This is a genomic window from Pseudarthrobacter sp. BRE9, assembly GCF_031844305.1.
In the GTDB taxonomy this organism is placed as follows: domain Bacteria; phylum Actinomycetota; class Actinomycetes; order Actinomycetales; family Micrococcaceae; genus Arthrobacter.
The window spans coordinates 41,536-58,214 of record NZ_JAUZUY010000009.1 but is presented as its reverse complement, the minus strand read 5'-3'; the positions used below and the strand labels follow the sequence as shown (position 1 = coordinate 58,214).

Here is a 16,679-nt window from a genome sequence, read left to right as displayed (position 1 = left end):
GGCAGTGGCCGCAAGCTGCCCAGCCAGCCCGCCCAACAAAGCCCGTACGGCAGGTGCCGCGGCAGCTGTCAGACTCAGGGACTGCGCTGAAGGCTCCCCGGTGGCCGGCGCCTCCCCGGGGACGGCATGAAGGTGGGCCGGGCGCGGCAGCCAACTGCCGGCGTCGTACGCCTTCCCAAGATCTTCCCCAATGGCCTCCATAACCCCACTCTGCCAGCCACCACCGACAATCAGGACCCGCCCAAGCCCCTATGTGGAAAAACCCGAACAGCCGCGCTTATGCCTCTGGAACGGGGGAGCCGGAACCGGTCGCGGAGGCCTCCTTTTGCCATGGCCAGCGCCCTGTGATTTCCAGTTCCAGGGAGAAGCTGAGGAACGTCCTGATCAACACGATGACGGCCAGCACCCCGACGCTGACGAATGTGGGCGTGACGGCAACGGTGCGGATAATATCGGCGGCGACGAGCAGTTCGAGGCCCAGCAGGATGGACCGGCCCAGTAGCTGCCGGTAGGACCGGTAGAAGCTCAATTTCTCCGCCCCCGCTGGAAGCTGCCGCGGCTGATGGCCACGGGCGGCCAGCGGGAGGGAAACCACGGCTCCAATCACCATCACTGCGACGCCTGCGAAATCGACCAGTTGCCCAACCGTCTCAATGACCTGCCGAAAATCCATGCCTCGCCTTACCTCGGGCCAGGCGTCCCGCGGCCACCTGGCTGTAACCTACTGGACGGCAGCCTCCGTCACGGATGGCGGATGCCGTTCCCTGCGATGACGTCCCGGTACCCTTCTCTGAACGTGGGAAACGTGAGGGTAAACCCGGTGCTGCGGAGCAGGTCGTTGCGGCAGCGCTTGTTGCCTCCACGGGCGGGACCGGCGTCACCCACCGGGGGTTCAGAAAGGCCAAGTTCGGCTGCAAGGAACCGCAAAACGGACCCAAGGTCGGCGGCCTCATTGTCCACTCCGACATAAGCAGGCGCGGGTGAATCTGCCATTGTGGCGAGGTGCACGATGGCAGCCGCGGCGTCGTCACGATGGATCCGATTGGTGTAGCGCACGTCTTCGGGGATGACTGCAGCGCCTGTTTCCACCTGGTCTATCAATCGGGTCCTGCCAGGCCCGTAAATGCCGCCCAGCCTGAGCGCCGTGCCGGGAGTGCCCGTACCCGCAAGCCTGGCATGCAGGAGCTCCTCGGCCTCCACCAGCACACGCCCGGAGAAACCACCGGGGTTAGGCGGCGTGGCTTCATCCACCCAGCCGCCGCCCGCATCGCCGTAGACAGCCGTTGAGGAGACGAAGATGATCCGGTGAGGAGCCACTCCATCACGCTCGAGTGCGTCCAGGACGTGTGCCACCCCGCGTACATACGCTGCGCGGTATGCCTCCTCGGATGCGGAATCAGCGGCTACAGCAATGACGACGGCGGTGGTGTCCGCCGGGACGGGCGGCAGGTGCGGCGATCCCAAGTCTGCCGCAGCTCCTTCGATGGCTGCCGGCAGCTTTGCGGGGGACCGGCGCCATCCCACGACCCTGTGCCCCAATTCAGCGAGCCTGAGCCCCGCCTCCGTGCCCAGGTCGCCGCACCCGGCCATAAGGATCGTCATGGCCTACGGGGCCTCCACCGGGAAGAACACTCGGGGGTCCTGCAACAGGGCAGGGTAGGCGAACGCGGAGCGGTCGATGATCTCAATGACCTCGAAGTTCCTGCCGAAGCGGCCGTCATCAAGCGTGATGGGGCGCCCCACCACCTGGCCCACCGCGAACGTGGCCCCGTTCTCGAACGGAACGGCAACCGGCGTCTTCCCCGGGAGGGTCCGGAACGCCTCCTCCTGCGCCATGCGCTTGCGGGTGGGCTTCTTAGCCTGCGGCTTCGGCGGCGCCTTCTTAGGGGCACGGGACGGCCGGCGAGAACCGTCGTCCACGTAAACGGGGGAATAGCCGTCGTCTCCGCCGGCGGACATCGCCGCCGCGGCAGCAGCGCTCCGGTTTACCGGCGGGAGCGCCACTGTGGTCAGCCGCTGGGGGTCGACGTCGTCATGCGGCTCCCGCAGGATCCACAGAATGTCCCCTTCCGGCTCCTGCGGCAGGAATTCGTGCCGGGGCTCCGGCCAGACGTAATCCATGTCCGGAACGGCGTCCGGGAAGACAGAGGTGTAGAACTTCGGTTCTTTGTGCACCAGCTTCGAACGGTGGCTCAGGTGGAAGTCGGGGTCACCGAGCCAAGGCGGCAGGACAATTTTGGCGGCGTAGTCCGGATGGGCGGCCTGCGGTGCGAACTCGGCGATGTTCGCGCGGGTGTTGTCCGGGTGGCCACGCTCGGTCCACTCGTCAACCATTGCCAGTCCGTACATGGTGAGGGCTGGCACATGGCCCATCCACATACGGATCGCCGGGTGGGTCTGCCAGCCGTATCCCGGGATCACCAGCGCCCGGAGGGTTTGCAGCGCTTCGACCCGCTGCTTGCCCAGCCGTGCGGTGTCCAGGGCTTTGGCGCTTTGCCGGAAGTCAGGGTAAGGGAGGAAGGTTTGCATCCATTCAGTCTGACGGTCCCCGGCGGAAGTGCCAATTGCTGTGCCAGCTGCCACATCAATGAGCCGCATCTGTCCAAATAGTGGACGCATGCATACGGCGTCCAGGTTAAACCACTAAGATCGCCGCAACCCCAACCGCGTTTCGGAAGCTCTCTCATGACATCTACATCTGACAAAGCCGTCACCCACGCCCGCACCGCCCTGCCCCGCTACGGGCAGATGCTGGGCCCGGAAGCCCAGGGAATCCTGGTCCTCGACGAGTTCACCATCGACCCCGCCGCCGCGCGCAAGGACCAGCACAGGTTCCGCGACGGAATGGCCGCCGTTGCCAGGACGGTCCGGAGGATTGCCGCCCTTCGGGTGGTAATTGCGCTCGTGGCCATTGGCAACCTGCCGCTGTTCCTGCTGTCCAGCGGCTGGTGGATTTACGGAGTTTCGCTCACCCTTGTTGTTGCAGTCCATGCAGCCGTGACGCTGCTCAACCGGCATGAGCCGCGGCTCAAGCAGCGCTCCGCCCTGGAGCTGCACATGCACCGCGAACGCAGCGCCAACTACCGCAAGATACGCGACGCCGTGAAGTACATGATCGACACCCCCACCCGCATGAACGAGCACCTCTACCTGGAGTTGCTCGCCGTCAAGCGGGTCGCCCTGAACCTTGCGCACGGCACGGTTGCCCTGCTGGACACCAGCGACGACGCCGCCTGGAAGGTGCGGATCGTCCGCGAACTGCCGGGCAGCTGACTGTCTCCTCACTGCCCGCTCCGGCAGCGGCTCAGTAAATTCAAGAGCGACGCCGGCACATCCCTTGTGGGGGTGTGCCGGCGTCGCTCTTTTGGTCAACGGAATTTGTCTATCGCCGACCTGTATGTGGCGCCCTCAGGAAGGCGGGGCGGCCATAGCCGGTAACGCTGCCGCGGGTGCTAAGCGGGAAGCTGGATGACCTGTCCCTCGAACACGAGGTTCGGATCCGAAATGGTGTCCAGGTTGGCGTCGGCAAGATGCTGCCAGCCGCCCTGGATACCCAGCTTCTGGGCAACAGTGCTCAAGGTATCCCCGGCCTGCAGGGTGTAAGTCTCGCCGCTAAGGGCTACCGACGTGGCGTGCCGAGGTGCCTGCTGGACCGGAGCACTTCGGACCTGGGTGCTTTGGACCTGGGTGCTTTGCACCGGAGCAGCCTGGACCGGGGCGGCCTGGACCGGCGCGCTCTGGACCGGTGCTCCGCCGCCGCCGCTCAGGCCGAGCTGGGATGAGCAGGACGGCCAGGCGCCCCAGCCCTGGGAGGCCTGCACCCTCTCGGCTACCGCGATCTGCTGCTCACGGCTGGCATTCTCGGGGGACCCGGTTCCGCCGTAGGCTGACCACGTGCTGGAGGTGAACTGCAGGCCGCCGGAGAAGCCGTTGCCGGTGTTAATGGACCAGTTGCCGCCGCTCTCGCACTGCGCGAGTGCATCCCAGGTGGACGTGGGGGTGGCTGCGTTGGCCGCCGTGGCTGAAAGTGCCAAACCTGCCGCGGAGACGGCGGCCAGGGTGACTCCGCGGCGTGCGGCAGTACGGAATTTGGTGTTTTTCATGATGGTGATGCTCCTGAAGGCCACCAGCGCTGGTTCCGTCCCCGGAGATCGTCGCGCCACTGCCCGCCCCTGACGAATAGAGGTCACTGTCGGTGGCTGCCGCTGGGCAGTTCTGGTGGAGGCAGCACCGGGCAATCAAAGAGCCCGCCGAACGGGCCTGCATTTCACGCTAGGACATCACTTCGCCGTTATCAAATCGAGATTCCAGCCGGTGTGTCGGGAGGGCGCCCATGGCCCTGTCACGCCGGCCGGTCGCAGGGCCTCGAAGTCCCGGGAAGGCGCGAAACCGGGAGGGGCACTATCCTGACCGGATGGACAACTTTGCCGCCGGCAGCACCATGCCCGAAACCGATACGGACCTCGCGGAGCCCGCAGTCCCTGCCAAGCCTCTGCCGGTGGCAGAACTGCACCTGCACATCGAAGGCACGCTGCAGCCCGAGCTCATCTTTGCCTTGGCCGAACGCAACGGCATTGCGCTGCCGTATTCCGGACTGGACGAACTCCGCGGGAAGTATCAGTTCACGGACCTGCAGTCCTTCCTGGACCTCTACTACGCGAACATGGCTGTGCTGCGTACCGAGCAGGACTTCGCGGACATGACCCGGGCCTACCTGGAGCGGGCTGCTGCCGCCGGAGTCCGGCACGCGGAAATCATGATGGACCCGCAGGCGCACCTCTCCCGCGGCATTCCCCTGGAGGCGTGCATCAACGGTGTGGCATCGGTGCTGGCGACGTCGGAGGAGGAGTACGGCATTTCCACTCTCCTGATCGCGGCCTTCCTGCGCGACCTGCCGGAGGACTCGGCCCTGGAAGTACTGGACCGGCTGCTGGCCATGGACGCACCCATCGGCGCCATCGGCCTGGACTCAGCCGAAGTGGGAAACCCGCCGTCCAAGTTCGAACGGCTGTACGCGAAGGCGCGTGAAGCCGGCCTGCGGTTGACGGCGCACGCGGGGGAGGAGGGCCCGGCGTCGTACATCATCGAAGCCCTGGACCTCCTGGGCGTGGAACGGATTGACCATGGAATCCGCTGCATGGACGATCCCGACCTCGTGGAGCGCCTTGTGGACGCCCGCATTCCCCTGACAGTCTGCCCCCTGTCCAACGTCCGGCTCCGTGCCGTGGACACCCTGGCCGCCCATCCGCTGCCGGCGATGCTGGCCGCGGGACTGAACGTTTCGGTCAACTCGGACGATCCTGCCTACTTCGGCGGCTACGTGGATGACAACTTCGCGCAGCTGACTTCTGTTTTTGACCTCTCTGATTTCGACAAGGCGCGCCTCGCAGCGAACTCCATCCATTCCTCCTTCGCACCGGAGGAGCGGAAGGCCGAACTGCTGGCGGAATTGAACGGCAGGGAAGTGTCCGAGTGACCGCTGCTGTGTCGGGGGCAACAGCCGGTCTTTCGGCCCGGTAAACTAAGTGCCGCAGGCGTGTCTGGGGAGTGCAACGCAGCACCCATGTCAGCGCTTGAGGGTTATGCAGACGGCCCTTACCCGAGACCTCCGCCTCACTTGCGGCACCATCCGCTTCATAGTCGGTCACGACACGCAGAGTTAACCAGTTAAAGTCGCGCGATTTAATGGGCTGTTGGCAAGATGCCTAAGACCGATCGCTTTTATATAAGGGGAATCATGGCCAAGTCCACCGCAGAAAACACCTACCTTCGACTCAAGACCGTGCTGGATGTCCTGACCGAAGGCGTGTGGTCCGGCGATGCACTGAATGCAGGCCAGGTCCTGGCGGAAGCAACTGCCCGCGTGCCGTTCACCGAGCACGAGGCAGAACTGCTCAGCGGCGGCATCCCGCGCGGCCACAAGACCCTCACCTCGGCCACCGCGAAACTGGTCAAGGCCGGCTGGCTGGTCAAGGGCCGCTCAGGCTGGACCATCACCGAGGACGGCATGCGCGCCACGGTCGCCTTCCCCGACGTTGACTCCTTCGCAGCAGCGCTCGACGCCGGCACGCCCGTCCCTGCCGGCACTCCCGTTCCCACGGCTCCCGAAGGCTTTGTCCGGCCGGTTTCCGCCGCCGCGGCAACGCTGCAGGTTCCGGCCAAGGAGGAAGCTCCGAAGAAGACCGCCAAGAAGGCTCCCGCGAAGAAAGCCGCGTCGGCTGTGGGCAAGGCAGCCAAGGCGATCGAAGACGCCGTGGAGCCTGTGGTGAAGGCAGTCCGCAAGGGCAAGGCGTCCGCCAAGGACAAGACCGAAACCGCCTCCGCTGCGGCCCCTGCCGGAACCTCCGCCGCCGACGAGCCGTTCGAGGGCCCGGACGTCGAGACCCTTCCGCAGCCCGAAGCTGTGGCCGTGGCTGGTGACTTCAACACCATCCTGGGCGCACCGGAGAACTGGGCACCGCAGTACGACGAAGCACAGATGGAGTTCGACTTCCTGGACCAGCTGTGGAAGAAGAGCGCCGAGCTTCCCGCCGGCTACTACACCTTCAAGATCGCCCTGAACCGATCCTGGACGGAGAACTACGGTGCCTTCGGCACGTTCGACGGTCCCAACCACGAACTGCACCACACCGGCGGCACGGTGACCATCCGCTACAACCACGCCACCCGCGACATCACCATCAACTAACGGCTGCCCACCCGGCCGGGCCGGCGCGAACTGTCTTTTGGAACCACATGCCGACAGATCGCGCTGCCCGGTTGGGAAGCGAAGTTGCGAATGAGGAGGCCCACCATGGGCAGGCACGATAGTCCGACGCACGGGAATCAAGCGCAGGACAATGTTCGGCTGGACGCCCGCGTGTCCGGGACGGTGCAGGCTGTGGGCTTCCGCTTCTGGACAATGGGCCAGGCTGAGGAACTTGGGTTGTCGGGTGAGGTGAGGAACCTCGACGACGGTTCGGTTTCGGTCGTGGCTGAGGGGCCGGAGTCGAAGGTGCGCCAACTCCTGGAGGGGCTCAACTCCGGCCGCACACCTGGCCGCGTGGACGACGTGGAGGCCTCCATGTCCGAGGCTTCAGGAAAATTCCGCGGCTTCCGGGCGCACTGAAACCCGTTTCGCCGCCCCGGAACGTACCCGCACTATTCCCGCGGGCTCAGGCCGATAAAGGCCCCCAGCTCCTCCAGCCCGGCCGGTTTGTGTGGCATGTAGCTGGTGAGTTCGGGGGAGCGGATGATGACGGCGCGCCACTGGCCGCGCGAAACGGCCACGTTGATGCGATTCCGGTTGAGCAGGAACTCCGCGCCGCGGGGAGCCTCTGACACCGCCGAACATGCCATGGAAACCAGCACCACCGGAGCTTCCTGGCCCTGGAACTTGTCCACCGTGCCCACCCGAACCTCAGGCAGCCCTGCCTCTGCCAGGTGCTTGCGGATCAGATGGACCTGGGCGTTGTAGGCGGCCACCACCAGCAGATCCTGCTGGTCCAGCGGACGGGCTTCGCTGTCCGGGCCGCAGGTCCATTTCAGGCCCAGGTGGCGGCGGGCCTGGCGAACCACTTCCACGGCTTCTTCCTTCGATGAGGTGGTGTTGCCGCTGTGGTTGACGAACACCGTCTCCACTCCGGATGCCAGGACCTCCAGGTCGCGGAGGGACGTGGCAGGAGCGGACGTCAGTTTTCCCTCATAGCTGAGATTCGACACTGCCCGGCACAGCTCCGGATGCATCCGCCAGGTATCGGCGAGAAAGTAACCCAGGCTCGCCGGAAGAGTGGCATGCCCGGCCGCGAGCCAGCCCAGGGCGGACTCGTCGACGGGTTCAGGGTGCGCGCCCTGGGTCACCTGCGGCAGCTGCTGTGGGTCGCCGAGCAGGAGCAGCCTGGACGCGGCGCGGCTGACCGCCAGGGTATTGGCCAGCGAGAACTGGCCGGCCTCGTCAATGACCAGGAGATCAAGGGACGCGGCGGGGACCTCCCTGCCGGTCATAGTCCAGGCGGTGCCGCCCACCAGGCATCCACCCGGAGATGTCAGCAGCCGGGACACGTCGCCTTCGGAGGTGTGGCGCCAGGGAACGTCATGCGGCGCGGCCAGTTTCTTGGCCACCGCCCGCGGATCCACTCCGCCGGTCTCGATGGCCCGGCAGAGCAGGTTTTCCACCACATTGTGGGACTGGGCCACTACGCCGACCTTCCAGCCCTCAGCCACCAGCCTGCCGATGACATGGGCCCCAACGTAGGTCTTGCCCGTCCCCGGCGGCCCTTGGACGGCTAAATATGAGTGGTCCAAATCGCGCAAGGATGCGGTAATGGCCCCTGCGTAATCGGCGGTGCCATCGTCAGCATGGTGGACTTCTGACGGCCCGGTCAGCGCGCGGAACCGCGGCGGCAGCTTACGCAGGATGTCCAGGCCCGGCTGCGCGGGGAGGGTCGGCACCGAGCCACCGACTGCCCCTGCTATTTCCGCAATGGCTGCTTCAATGCTGGCGGTGGCCAGGGGCTGGTCCTCGGTTAGTGCCACCGGCAGGTGCGGATAGGCGCGAACCTTCCCGGTTTCGCGTTCCGCAATAGTAATGAAGTGTTCCGGGCCCTCGGGCGTGGCCTCCAGTTCGCTGATCCTGGTCCCGAACGAGTATGCCCTGGTCCCCGGGGCAGCCTCCGGAGCGGTCATGCCATCAGGCCCCGGGGCGTCGTACAGCCGGCACCAGTTGGAGTCGGCACGGAAATCGGAACCCTCCGTCATGGTGCCCCGCAGCTTCAGGACGCGGGTCCGCATCCGTTCCCGGGGCTTGGCCAACGCCCAATCAGAAACGACTTCCGCTGACGACACAACGAACACGTTCCGCTGGTCGGACCAGTTTTCCAGCGGTGCCTCGACCCGGTCGAAGTGCTGCCACCAGAACTGCTTGCGCTCACGCCGGTGATAGCCCGTGGCGGCGGCCACCATGGCGATGGCGCGCTCATCGTCAGTCCAGGGGCGGTTGTCCGGCAGCCCGGCAAGATATTCGCGGAGCCTGCCTTCTTCAGGCGTCTCGGCGGCAGGGGCTGCATCATCAGCGGCAGCAGTTGTTGGCGGGGCCGGCACCTGGGCTGGCCCTGGAACGGTATCAATTGGGTTCGCAGTCTCCAGCAGGCGAAGTGGATTACCACCATCTTCAGCAGGGACGCCGGCTCCAGCTCCCAACTCAAGCAACCAGTCCCGCAGCCGAAGGGTGGAGAGGCAGTCGTACTGGTTGTAGTCGGAAATCGAAGCCAGGATGGCGTCGGCTTCGTCCTGGCGCCCCTCATCACGGGCGGCACAGTAGGCGGCATAGGCCACCACGGAAGCGCCGGCGTCCTTGACGTCACCGGAGCGAAGGTTGTCGCCCATGTACAGCGGTTCCAGCTTCTTGATGGAGTACGACGCCTCCGAGATCCGGATGGAATGGCGCACCGTTGCATACAGATCCACCAGCAGCCCCTGCCGGAGCCAGTCATCCACCGTGTCCTCACCGGCCTGGTGCGCGAGGGAAAGATTCCGCAGCGCCGTCTTTTCGTAGGGAGCGTAGTGGTAGACGTGCATGTCCGGGTACCGGGCACGCCGCTCCTCCACGTACTCCAGGAAGTCCAGGAAGGCGCGGCGTTCCCCGGAGCGGGAGTGTGCCCAGAATGGGCGGAATACCGGCTCACTTTCCGCACCCGCCACCGGCGCCTCGATGACGCCAAAGAGGTACTCGATGCCCCAGGCACCGGTGGCCGGGTCCTGCCACAGCGGATCGCCCTCGAAGTCGAAAAAGATGTCCCCGGCGCTCGGCACAGGCAGCGATGCGATGGTGTTGTCCGGCAGGACCGTGTAGGAGACCGTATGCGGCTGGCCATCCTTGGCTAACGTCCGCGAGCCCGCCGGTTGGTCCAGGCCCAGCTGCATCCGTGCCTGAGCGCGGAGCCGGACCACGGAGTTCCTGGCCTGGTCGGCTGGCATGGCCGCCAGTTCATCAATGGTGGTGATGTTTGCAGCGTGAAGTTTCCGCCGCTGGACAACAGACATGCCCGCAACCATTAGAAGGTCCCTGTGCAACTGCACCTGTTCAGCGCAGAAGTCGCAGCGCCCGCAATGCACGACGCCGTCCTGCCGCCACTGCACCGGGGCATCAGCAGCCCGGTGGCTGGCTGTGAGCTGGCGGAAGCGCCGCCGTCGTTCGCGGAAGACGGGCAGCAGGTCCGGCAGGGAATGGCTGCTCCGCAGCCAATCGTCACCAAGCCGGGTGCCGAGCACCAGCGTGACAACGGGCGAGGGATCCAACCCCATCCCGAGGAGCTGATCACCGTAGGCCGCCAGCTGCAGCAGGGCCCCTACCTTGGCGTGCCGGGCCAGCTTGGTGTCCCAGACCTCGTACCGGCCCGGGTTCCCGGTGCCGGCGGCCTCGTTCACCAGGAAATCCGCATAGCCAAGGAATTCGCCGTCGAAGAAGGTGGCCTGGAACACGACGTCCGCTCCGGACCGGAGGGCGAGTTCGGTCTCCGCGTGTTTTGCCTGAAGCTCGCCACGCAGGTTCTGGCCGCGCTCCAGCGAGTAGACTCCCGAACCGCGGCTGGGGTCCCAGGCACCGTACTTGGCCACCAGGCTGGCGAGCACGGTCTGCTCATGCCGGTCGCCCAACTCACCGGCGCGCTTCTGCATTTCGTCAGCGGGGAATTCTGCCTTGGGAACGCGTCCCAGCTTTTCGTCCAGGATTCGGAGCGTGCGGTATTCACACTCGGCAGCAGCTACAAGGTCGCTGGCTGAGAAAACCAGGTCTGGTGGCGTGGCGGATCCGGCATGACTACCGGCAGCGTCCAGCAGAAACACGGGGCCTCCCCAACTGTTTGCGGGCCCGGAGACTGTTCTCCTGGCTTGGAATCAAACCTAGCAAGAGGGACTGACAAACAGGTCCCGGGTCGTGACGTACGCCAGTCGACCAGGCAGGGAACGGACAGGATTCCAGCTAGGCGAGGCGAGCAACACTCCGCCGTGAGGGACGCTGGGCTGCGCCGTCGGAAAACAGTTCGGGGGTGGACTCCTGGATCCGCTGGACATCCTCGAAGACGGCGCGGAGGTGAAGCCGCAGGCTGCTGTCCGCATCGGTAGGGTCGTTGGCTTCCAACGCGTCCACCACGGCCGTGTGCTGTTCGATCAACGTGGAAACAGGCCGGGTGTCCAGCAGGCTCATCCGGCGCGCCCGGTCCAGGTGCGCCTTGGCCGAGTTGACCGCGCTCCAAGCGGATTCGTGTCCCGCCAGGCGCAGGAGTTCCCGGTGGAAGTCTTCGTCCAACCGGAAGAATTCTTCCACGTTACCGGCAGCGTCAGCATCGGTCTGTGCCTGCAGGATTCCCCGCAGGCTTGCGATGCCCGCAGTGTCCACGTCAAGATCGCGGAGCGAAGCGCACTCGATGGCCTCGCGGATGAACTGCGCTTCGGAGACGCGTGCCAGGTCCACCAGTGAGACGAAGGAGCCGATCTGAGGAAAGACCTGAACGAGCCCTTCCTCCCGGAGCAGGATGAGGCTTTCGCGCACGGGCGTGCGGCTGACGCCCAGTTCCTGCGCCAACTCGTTCTCAGACAACGGCTCGCCCGGGGGCAGTTGCAGCGAAATGATCCGGGTGCGGAGCGTCTCGAGGGTTTGGTCGCGTACCGAAAGCCGGGGCGAAGCGCCTCTTTTGTCCGTTGCCATGGAATTAGTCTAGCCCGTTGACACACTAGAATGGTAGTGCTTGTATGGTAGTTGAATCGACGTGCTGCCGGTGACTGGCGCCCTGCCAATCCAAGGGTCCTGCCGTCCGGTCCACAGCTTTCCGCCGTTTACATTCCTCCGCACTCTTCACTCCCGTTCGACAGCATCACCTGCAAAGGAGCAACCGATGACCGAAAGCATTGCCCCGCCCACCAGCAGCCGGGCCGAGGCCCGGAACACCCGCGACCTTGCCAAGGTGGCCGTCTCCGGCTGGCTCGGCACCGCCATGGAATTCATGGACTTCCAGCTCTACTCCCTGGCAGCAGCCATCGTCTTCAACAAGATCTTTTTCCCTGACGTCAGCCCCGTCATCGGCCTGATTGCAGCCATGGCCACCTATGGCGTGGGCTACGTGGCCCGCCTCTTCGGCGCTGTCTACTTCGGCCGCATGGGTGACAGGATCGGCCGCAAGAAGGTCCTGTACATCACCATCGCCTTGATGGGTGCCTCCACCACCCTGATCGGTGTTCTTCCCACCTACGCCATGGTGGGCATCTGGGCGCCCATCCTCCTGGTGGCCCTGCGCCTCATCCAGGGCTTCGGAGCCGGCGCGGAAATCGCGGGTGCCACGGTTATGCTGGCGGAGTTCGCGTCGGCACGCCGTCGCGGCATCATCTCCTCCCTGGTTTGCCTTGGCACCAACTCCGGCACCCTTGGCGCCTCGGCGTTGTGGGCCATCCTGGTCAGCTCGCTTTCGCAGGAGGACCTGTTGAGCTGGGGCTGGCGTATTCCATTCCTGGCCAGCTTCGTGATCATGCTGTTCGCCGTCTGGATCCGCCGCTCCATCAAGGAAAGCCCGGTCTTCGAACAGCGCGCCGACGTGGTGGACGGCGTGGCTCTCACCAAGGACAAGATCAAGAATGCAGCCAAAGCTCCCGAGCTCGCAGGAACCAGCACCATCGAAGCTGCCCTGCACCAGAAGAAGGGCAAGTCTTTCCTGATCGCACTCGGCCTGCGCTTCGGCCAGGCCGGCAACTCCGGACTGGTGCAGACCTTCCTGGTGGGTTACCTGGCCACGGTGTTGATGACGGATAAGAGCGTTGGCACCAACGCGATCATGTATGGCTCGCTCCTCGGCTTCCTCACCATCCCGCTGGTGGGCCTCCTGGGTGACCGCTTCGGCCGCCGCCCGCTGTACCTGGTGCTCAGCGCCCTCACTGCCCTCTACGCCATCCCGATGATGCTCATGATCACCAGCGGCAACGCCGCTCTCATCACCATCGCCATGGTCATCGGACTGAACCTCGGCGTGCTGAGTCTGTTCGCCATGGAAAGCGTCACCATGGCAGAGTTCTTCGGCGCCCGCACCCGCTTCACCCAACTGGCCCTCGCCAAGGAAATCGGCGGCATCCTGGCCACTGCCATCGGTCCGCTGCTGGCAGCCACCCTCACCGCCGTCACCGGACACTGGTGGCCGCTGGCCGCAATGGTCATCGGCTACTCCCTGATCACCCTGGTTTCCGCTGCCGTTGGCCCCGAGGTCCGCGGCCGCGACATGGTCCGCCTCGAGGACGCCGTATGAAAGCCGTTGTCGTCCACGGCGCCAACGATCTTCGCATCGATGACAGGCCGGAGCCGGTTCCCGGCCCGGGAGAGGTAGTGCTCGACGTCGAATGGGGCGGCATCTGCGGAAGTGACCTTTCGTACTGGCGCCACGGAGCGTCCGGGACCGCAGCACTGAAGTCACCGCTCGTCCTGGGGCACGAAGTGGCGGGCCGGATCGCCAGGCTGGGTCCCGGCGTCGAGAACCTCGAAATAGGCCAGCCCGTGACCGTGCACCCCGCGGAACTGGTGGGGGATGGAGCCATGCCCGCACGCCTGGCCGGGCGGACCAACCTCTACCCGCAGATCCGCTACTTCGGCTCGGCGGCGTTCGACCCCCACACCGACGGCGGCTTCAGCGAACGCAAGCTCGCCAAGGCATTCCAGGTCCGTCCGCTGCCCGACGGGGTGGACACGCTGCGCGGGGCCCTGGCGGAACCGCTCGCCGTCGCCATGCATGCAGTCAGCCGTGCCGGCAGCCTTCAAGGCCGCGACGTGCTGGTCAACGGTGCCGGACCCATCGGGTCGCTGGTCACAGCGGCCGCCAAGTACGCCGGAGCGCGGACCGTGATTGCCACCGACATCAGCGACGCGTCTCTGCGCATTGCCCAGGCGATGGGCGCGGATGAGGTGCTGAACGTTTCGGACAAGCCTCTTCCGGCAGACTTGGAGCTTGTCTTCGAGGCCACCGGGATACCGGCGGTCCTGGGCGGAGTCCTGCGCGCCACGGCCCGCGGCGGCACCGTCGTCCAGGTGGGCAACCTGCCCGGGACGCCGGCAGCTTCCGCCCTGGGGGACCTGGTCACCCGGGAGATCACCTGGATCGGGTCCTACCGGTTCGTGGACGAGATCACCGATGCGTTGGAGGCCATGAAGGACGGCCTGGACGTCTCACCCGTGATTACCCATAGGTTCGGCATCGACGACGCGCAGCGAGCCATGCAGACCGCCGCGGACCCGACAGCCGGCAGCAGCAAGGTCATGCTCCGCCTCAGCACGGACTGACACCCCGAACATCCCCCACCCACCCAACTGAGTAGCAGTAAGTGTCGTGATGGCGGCTCATAACGACACTTACTGCGACCTACTTGTACCAGCTCCCAATATCTGAAGGACTCCCCAGTGAAGATCACCGACGCACGGGTTGTGGTTTCGTCGCCCGGACGGAACTACGTCACGCTCGTAATAGAAACCGAGGACGGCATCACCGGCATCGGCGACGCCACCCTTAACGGCCGCGAGCTGGCTGTAGCATCCTATCTCTCGGAGCACCTCTGCCCGCTGCTCATCGGCCGAGACGCCCGCCGCATCGAGGACGCCTGGCAGTACTTCTACAAGGGCGCCTACTGGCGCCGCGGCCCGGTGACCATGACCGCCATCGCCGCGATCGACGTCGCGCTCTGGGACATCAAGGGCAAGGCCGCAGGCATGCCCGTCTATGAACTCCTGGGCGGCGCGGCCCGCGAGGGCGTCATGGTCTACGGCCACGCCAGCGGCACTACTCTTGAAGACCTGAGCGCAGACTTCCAGTACCACCTGGACCTTGGCTACAAGGCCATCCGCGCCCAGGCGGCCGTGCCGGGCCTGGACAAGACCTACGGCATCGCCCCCGTGGACGGAAAGCTGTACGAGCCGGCCAGCAGCAACGTGCCCCAGGAAGACACCTGGGAGACCACCGCCTACCTGGACTTCGCCCCGAAGATGATGGCCCACGTCCGCGAACAGTTCGGCTACGGCGTCCACGTCCTGCACGACGTGCACCACCGGCTGACGCCCATTGAGGCGGGCCGCTTGGGCGCTTCCCTGGAGCAGTACCGGCCGTTCTGGATCGAGGATCCAACCCCGGCCGAGGACCAGTCCGCATTCCGGCTGATCCGCCAGCACACCACCACGCCCGTTGCCGTGGGGGAAGTATTCAACTCGATCTGGGACTGCCAGCAACTCATCACGGAACGGTTGATCGACTACATCCGCACCTCCGTTTCCCACGCCGGCGGCATCACGCACCTGCGCCGGATCTTTTCGCTGGCAGACCTCTACGGCGTGCGCTCAGGATCCCACGGTGCCGGCGACTTGTCCCCGGTCTCGTTCGCGGCTGCGCTGCACGTGGACATGAGCATCCCCAATTTCGGCATCCAGGAATACATGGGCCACCGCGACCCCGCGGGTGAAGTCTTCAAGACTTCCTACACCTTCGCCGACGGCTACATGCATCCAGGCGACGTCCCCGGCCTGGGCGTTCAGTTTGACGAGGAAGCTGCCGCGCGCTTCCCCTTCGACCCCAAATACCTGCCCGTGAACCGGCGCCTGGACGGATCGGTGCACGACTGGTGAAACCTGCAGCCCAAGAATTCTTTGACGTGGTGGTCATGGGCGAGATCCTCGTCGAAGTCGCCACCGACCTTCCCTTTGCCGACGGCGTCCCGGCCCAGCTCGGCATCTCCGGTGACGCCCTCAATGTCGCCGCGGCAGCCGCTGCCGCCGGTGCCCGCGTGGGCCTTCTGTCCGTCCTGACCGACGACGACCTCGGCAAGGCGATCGCCGCCCGCATCGCGGAACTGGGCATTTCCACTGGTCTTTTGAAGTTCCGGCGCGGCCAGCAGGGCGTCTACCTGGTGCACAGCGATCCCGCCGGCGAGCGCGAGTTCTCTTACGCCCGCAGCGGCAGCGTGGGTTCCACCCTGGGGCCTGACGACGTCGACCCGGACGTTTTCGCGGCAGCCGGGGCCGTAGTGGCGGGCGGTATCGCCTGCGCCATTTCGCGGACGTCGCGCGCCGCCGTCGTCAAAGCTGCCGGCCTGGCCGGGCGCTTTGTGTACGATCCAAACTTCCGTCCCCGGCTCACCAGCGCAGAGGACGCGACGGCGGCGCTCACCGCCCTGGCGCCGCACGCCTTCCTGGTGACGCCGTCATTCCCTGGCGAGACGAGTGCGCTGCTGGCTGTTCCCTCCCCGGAGGAGGCTGCGGCCACGCTGCGCTCGCTGGGTGCGGCCAACGTTGCCGTCACCTGCGGGGCACAGGGGGTCCAGCTGGAATGGGACGGGGCCGGCGTGGGTGCCGGCTCTGCCTGGGTGCCCGCAATCCCTGCCCCCGCCGTGGTGGACCAAACTGGTGCCGGCGACGCCTTCGTTGGCACGTTGACAGCACGACTGGTGCTGGGCGACGACTTTCCGACGGCGGCGCATTACGGGGTTGCGGCATCATCGCTGGTGGTTGGCGGCAAGGGCGGGACCGGTTTCATCCCAACGTTCGAACAGACCAAGGCCCATGCCGCAACGGTTGCCGCGGGTACTGCCCCGGTCCCCGGCACTCAGGAAGGAGCGCTGCCATCGCACGCCTGAGTTCATCGTCCCTGGCAACGAGTGCCCTGGCGACCAGTGGGCACCAGGCCGGC

General features: G+C 65.8%; 14 protein-coding genes. 8 read left to right on the top strand and 6 right to left on the bottom strand.

What is annotated here, in order from left to right; translation table 11 throughout:
- Positions 1 to 277: 277 nt before the first annotated feature.
- From Q9R31_RS15780 to Q9R31_RS15770, 3 genes are all read right to left on the bottom strand, one after another.
- Entirely contained in the window at positions 278 to 673 is a 396-nt protein-coding gene (locus Q9R31_RS15780; RefSeq protein WP_311263658.1) for a DUF1622 domain-containing protein, read from the bottom strand.
- Between the two features lie 68 nt (positions 674 to 741).
- Complete coding sequence (locus Q9R31_RS15775; RefSeq protein WP_311263657.1) at positions 742 to 1,602, bottom strand: SDR family oxidoreductase; 861 nt, start codon at positions 1,600 to 1,602, stop codon at positions 742 to 744.
- 3 nt (positions 1,603 to 1,605) lie between these two features.
- Entirely contained in the window at positions 1,606 to 2,529 is a 924-nt protein-coding gene (locus Q9R31_RS15770) for an MSMEG_6728 family protein (protein ID WP_311263656.1), read from the bottom strand.
- A 156-nt stretch (positions 2,530 to 2,685) separates the two neighbouring features.
- Here Q9R31_RS15770 and Q9R31_RS15765 point away from each other — a divergent pair, with 156 nt between their 5' ends.
- The gene (locus Q9R31_RS15765; RefSeq protein ID WP_311263655.1) at positions 2,686 to 3,273 is read left to right on the top strand and encodes a hypothetical protein; all 588 of its coding nucleotides are present in this window, start codon (positions 2,686 to 2,688) and stop codon (positions 3,271 to 3,273) included.
- Between the two features lie 179 nt (positions 3,274 to 3,452).
- On the opposite strand, the gene Q9R31_RS15760 is transcribed toward Q9R31_RS15765, so the two are convergent.
- Positions 3,453 to 4,103, bottom strand: a complete 651-nt coding sequence (locus Q9R31_RS15760) for a transglycosylase family protein (RefSeq protein ID WP_311263654.1) — start codon at positions 4,101 to 4,103, stop codon at positions 3,453 to 3,455.
- A gap of 338 nt (positions 4,104 to 4,441) precedes the next feature.
- On the opposite strand from Q9R31_RS15760, the gene Q9R31_RS15755 reads away from it, so the two are divergent.
- The 3 genes from Q9R31_RS15755 (at position 4,442) to Q9R31_RS15745 (ending at position 7,108) form a co-directional block, all read left to right on the top strand.
- Positions 4,442 to 5,476, top strand: a complete 1,035-nt coding sequence (locus tag Q9R31_RS15755) for an adenosine deaminase (protein ID WP_311263781.1) — start codon at positions 4,442 to 4,444, stop codon at positions 5,474 to 5,476.
- 261 nt (positions 5,477 to 5,737) lie between these two features.
- A complete protein-coding gene (locus Q9R31_RS15750; protein WP_311263653.1) occupies positions 5,738 to 6,688 on the top strand; it encodes a glycosidase in 951 nt (316 codons plus the stop codon).
- Positions 6,689 to 6,793: 105 nt separating this feature from the next.
- A complete protein-coding gene (locus Q9R31_RS15745) occupies positions 6,794 to 7,108 on the top strand; it encodes an acylphosphatase (protein WP_311263652.1) in 315 nt (104 codons plus the stop codon).
- Between the two features lie 32 nt (positions 7,109 to 7,140).
- On the opposite strand, the gene Q9R31_RS15740 is transcribed toward Q9R31_RS15745, so the two are convergent.
- Both Q9R31_RS15740 and Q9R31_RS15735 read right to left on the bottom strand, forming a co-directional pair.
- Positions 7,141 to 10,821 carry a TM0106 family RecB-like putative nuclease gene (locus Q9R31_RS15740; RefSeq protein ID WP_311263651.1) on the bottom strand — a complete coding sequence of 1,227 codons (3,681 nt, stop codon included), beginning with the start codon at positions 10,819 to 10,821 and terminating at the stop codon, positions 7,141 to 7,143.
- Positions 10,822 to 10,957: 136 nt separating this feature from the next.
- Positions 10,958 to 11,683, bottom strand: a complete 726-nt coding sequence (locus Q9R31_RS15735) for a GntR family transcriptional regulator (RefSeq protein ID WP_311263650.1) — start codon at positions 11,681 to 11,683, stop codon at positions 10,958 to 10,960.
- Positions 11,684 to 11,870: 187 nt separating this feature from the next.
- Between Q9R31_RS15735 and Q9R31_RS15730 the strand changes: the two genes are divergently transcribed.
- The 4 genes from Q9R31_RS15730 to Q9R31_RS15715 all read left to right on the top strand — a co-directional run bounded on the left by Q9R31_RS15730 (position 11,871) and on the right by Q9R31_RS15715 (position 16,626).
- Positions 11,871 to 13,265 carry an MFS transporter gene (locus Q9R31_RS15730; RefSeq protein WP_311263649.1) on the top strand — a complete coding sequence of 465 codons (1,395 nt, stop codon included), beginning with the start codon at positions 11,871 to 11,873 and terminating at the stop codon, positions 13,263 to 13,265.
- Positions 13,262 to 14,290 carry an L-idonate 5-dehydrogenase gene (locus Q9R31_RS15725; RefSeq protein WP_311263648.1) on the top strand — a complete coding sequence of 343 codons (1,029 nt, stop codon included), beginning with the start codon at positions 13,262 to 13,264 and terminating at the stop codon, positions 14,288 to 14,290. The genes Q9R31_RS15730 and Q9R31_RS15725 overlap by 4 nt, the downstream gene beginning before the upstream one ends.
- Before the next feature lie 117 nt (positions 14,291 to 14,407).
- Entirely contained in the window at positions 14,408 to 15,619 is a 1,212-nt protein-coding gene (gene manD, locus Q9R31_RS15720; RefSeq protein ID WP_311263647.1) for a D-mannonate dehydratase ManD, read from the top strand.
- 35 nt (positions 15,620 to 15,654) lie between these two features.
- Positions 15,655 to 16,626, top strand: a complete 972-nt coding sequence (locus tag Q9R31_RS15715) for a PfkB family carbohydrate kinase (RefSeq protein ID WP_397428263.1) — start codon at positions 15,655 to 15,657, stop codon at positions 16,624 to 16,626.
- Positions 16,627 to 16,679: the final 53 nt, after the last annotated feature.

Coding starts and splice junctions, on each gene's coding strand:
- Q9R31_RS15780 (WP_311263658.1), bottom strand. CDS start 673: ATGGATTTTCGGCAGGTCATTGAGACGGTTGGGCAACTGGTCGATTTC.
- Q9R31_RS15775 (WP_311263657.1), bottom strand. CDS start 1,602: ATGACGATCCTTATGGCCGGGTGCGGCGACCTGGGCACGGAGGCGGGG.
- Q9R31_RS15770 (WP_311263656.1), bottom strand. CDS start 2,529: ATGCAAACCTTCCTCCCTTACCCTGACTTCCGGCAAAGCGCCAAAGCC.
- Q9R31_RS15765 (WP_311263655.1), top strand. CDS start 2,686: ATGACATCTACATCTGACAAAGCCGTCACCCACGCCCGCACCGCCCTG.
- Q9R31_RS15760 (WP_311263654.1), bottom strand. CDS start 4,103: ATGAAAAACACCAAATTCCGTACTGCCGCACGCCGCGGAGTCACCCTG.
- Q9R31_RS15755 (WP_311263781.1), top strand. CDS start 4,442: ATGCCCGAAACCGATACGGACCTCGCGGAGCCCGCAGTCCCTGCCAAG.
- Q9R31_RS15750 (WP_311263653.1), top strand. CDS start 5,738: ATGGCCAAGTCCACCGCAGAAAACACCTACCTTCGACTCAAGACCGTG.
- Q9R31_RS15745 (WP_311263652.1), top strand. CDS start 6,794: ATGGGCAGGCACGATAGTCCGACGCACGGGAATCAAGCGCAGGACAAT.
- Q9R31_RS15735 (WP_311263650.1), bottom strand. CDS start 11,683: ATGGCAACGGACAAAAGAGGCGCTTCGCCCCGGCTTTCGGTACGCGAC.
- Q9R31_RS15730 (WP_311263649.1), top strand. CDS start 11,871: ATGACCGAAAGCATTGCCCCGCCCACCAGCAGCCGGGCCGAGGCCCGG.
- Q9R31_RS15725 (WP_311263648.1), top strand. CDS start 13,262: ATGAAAGCCGTTGTCGTCCACGGCGCCAACGATCTTCGCATCGATGAC.
- Q9R31_RS15715 (WP_397428263.1), top strand. CDS start 15,655: ATGGGCGAGATCCTCGTCGAAGTCGCCACCGACCTTCCCTTTGCCGAC.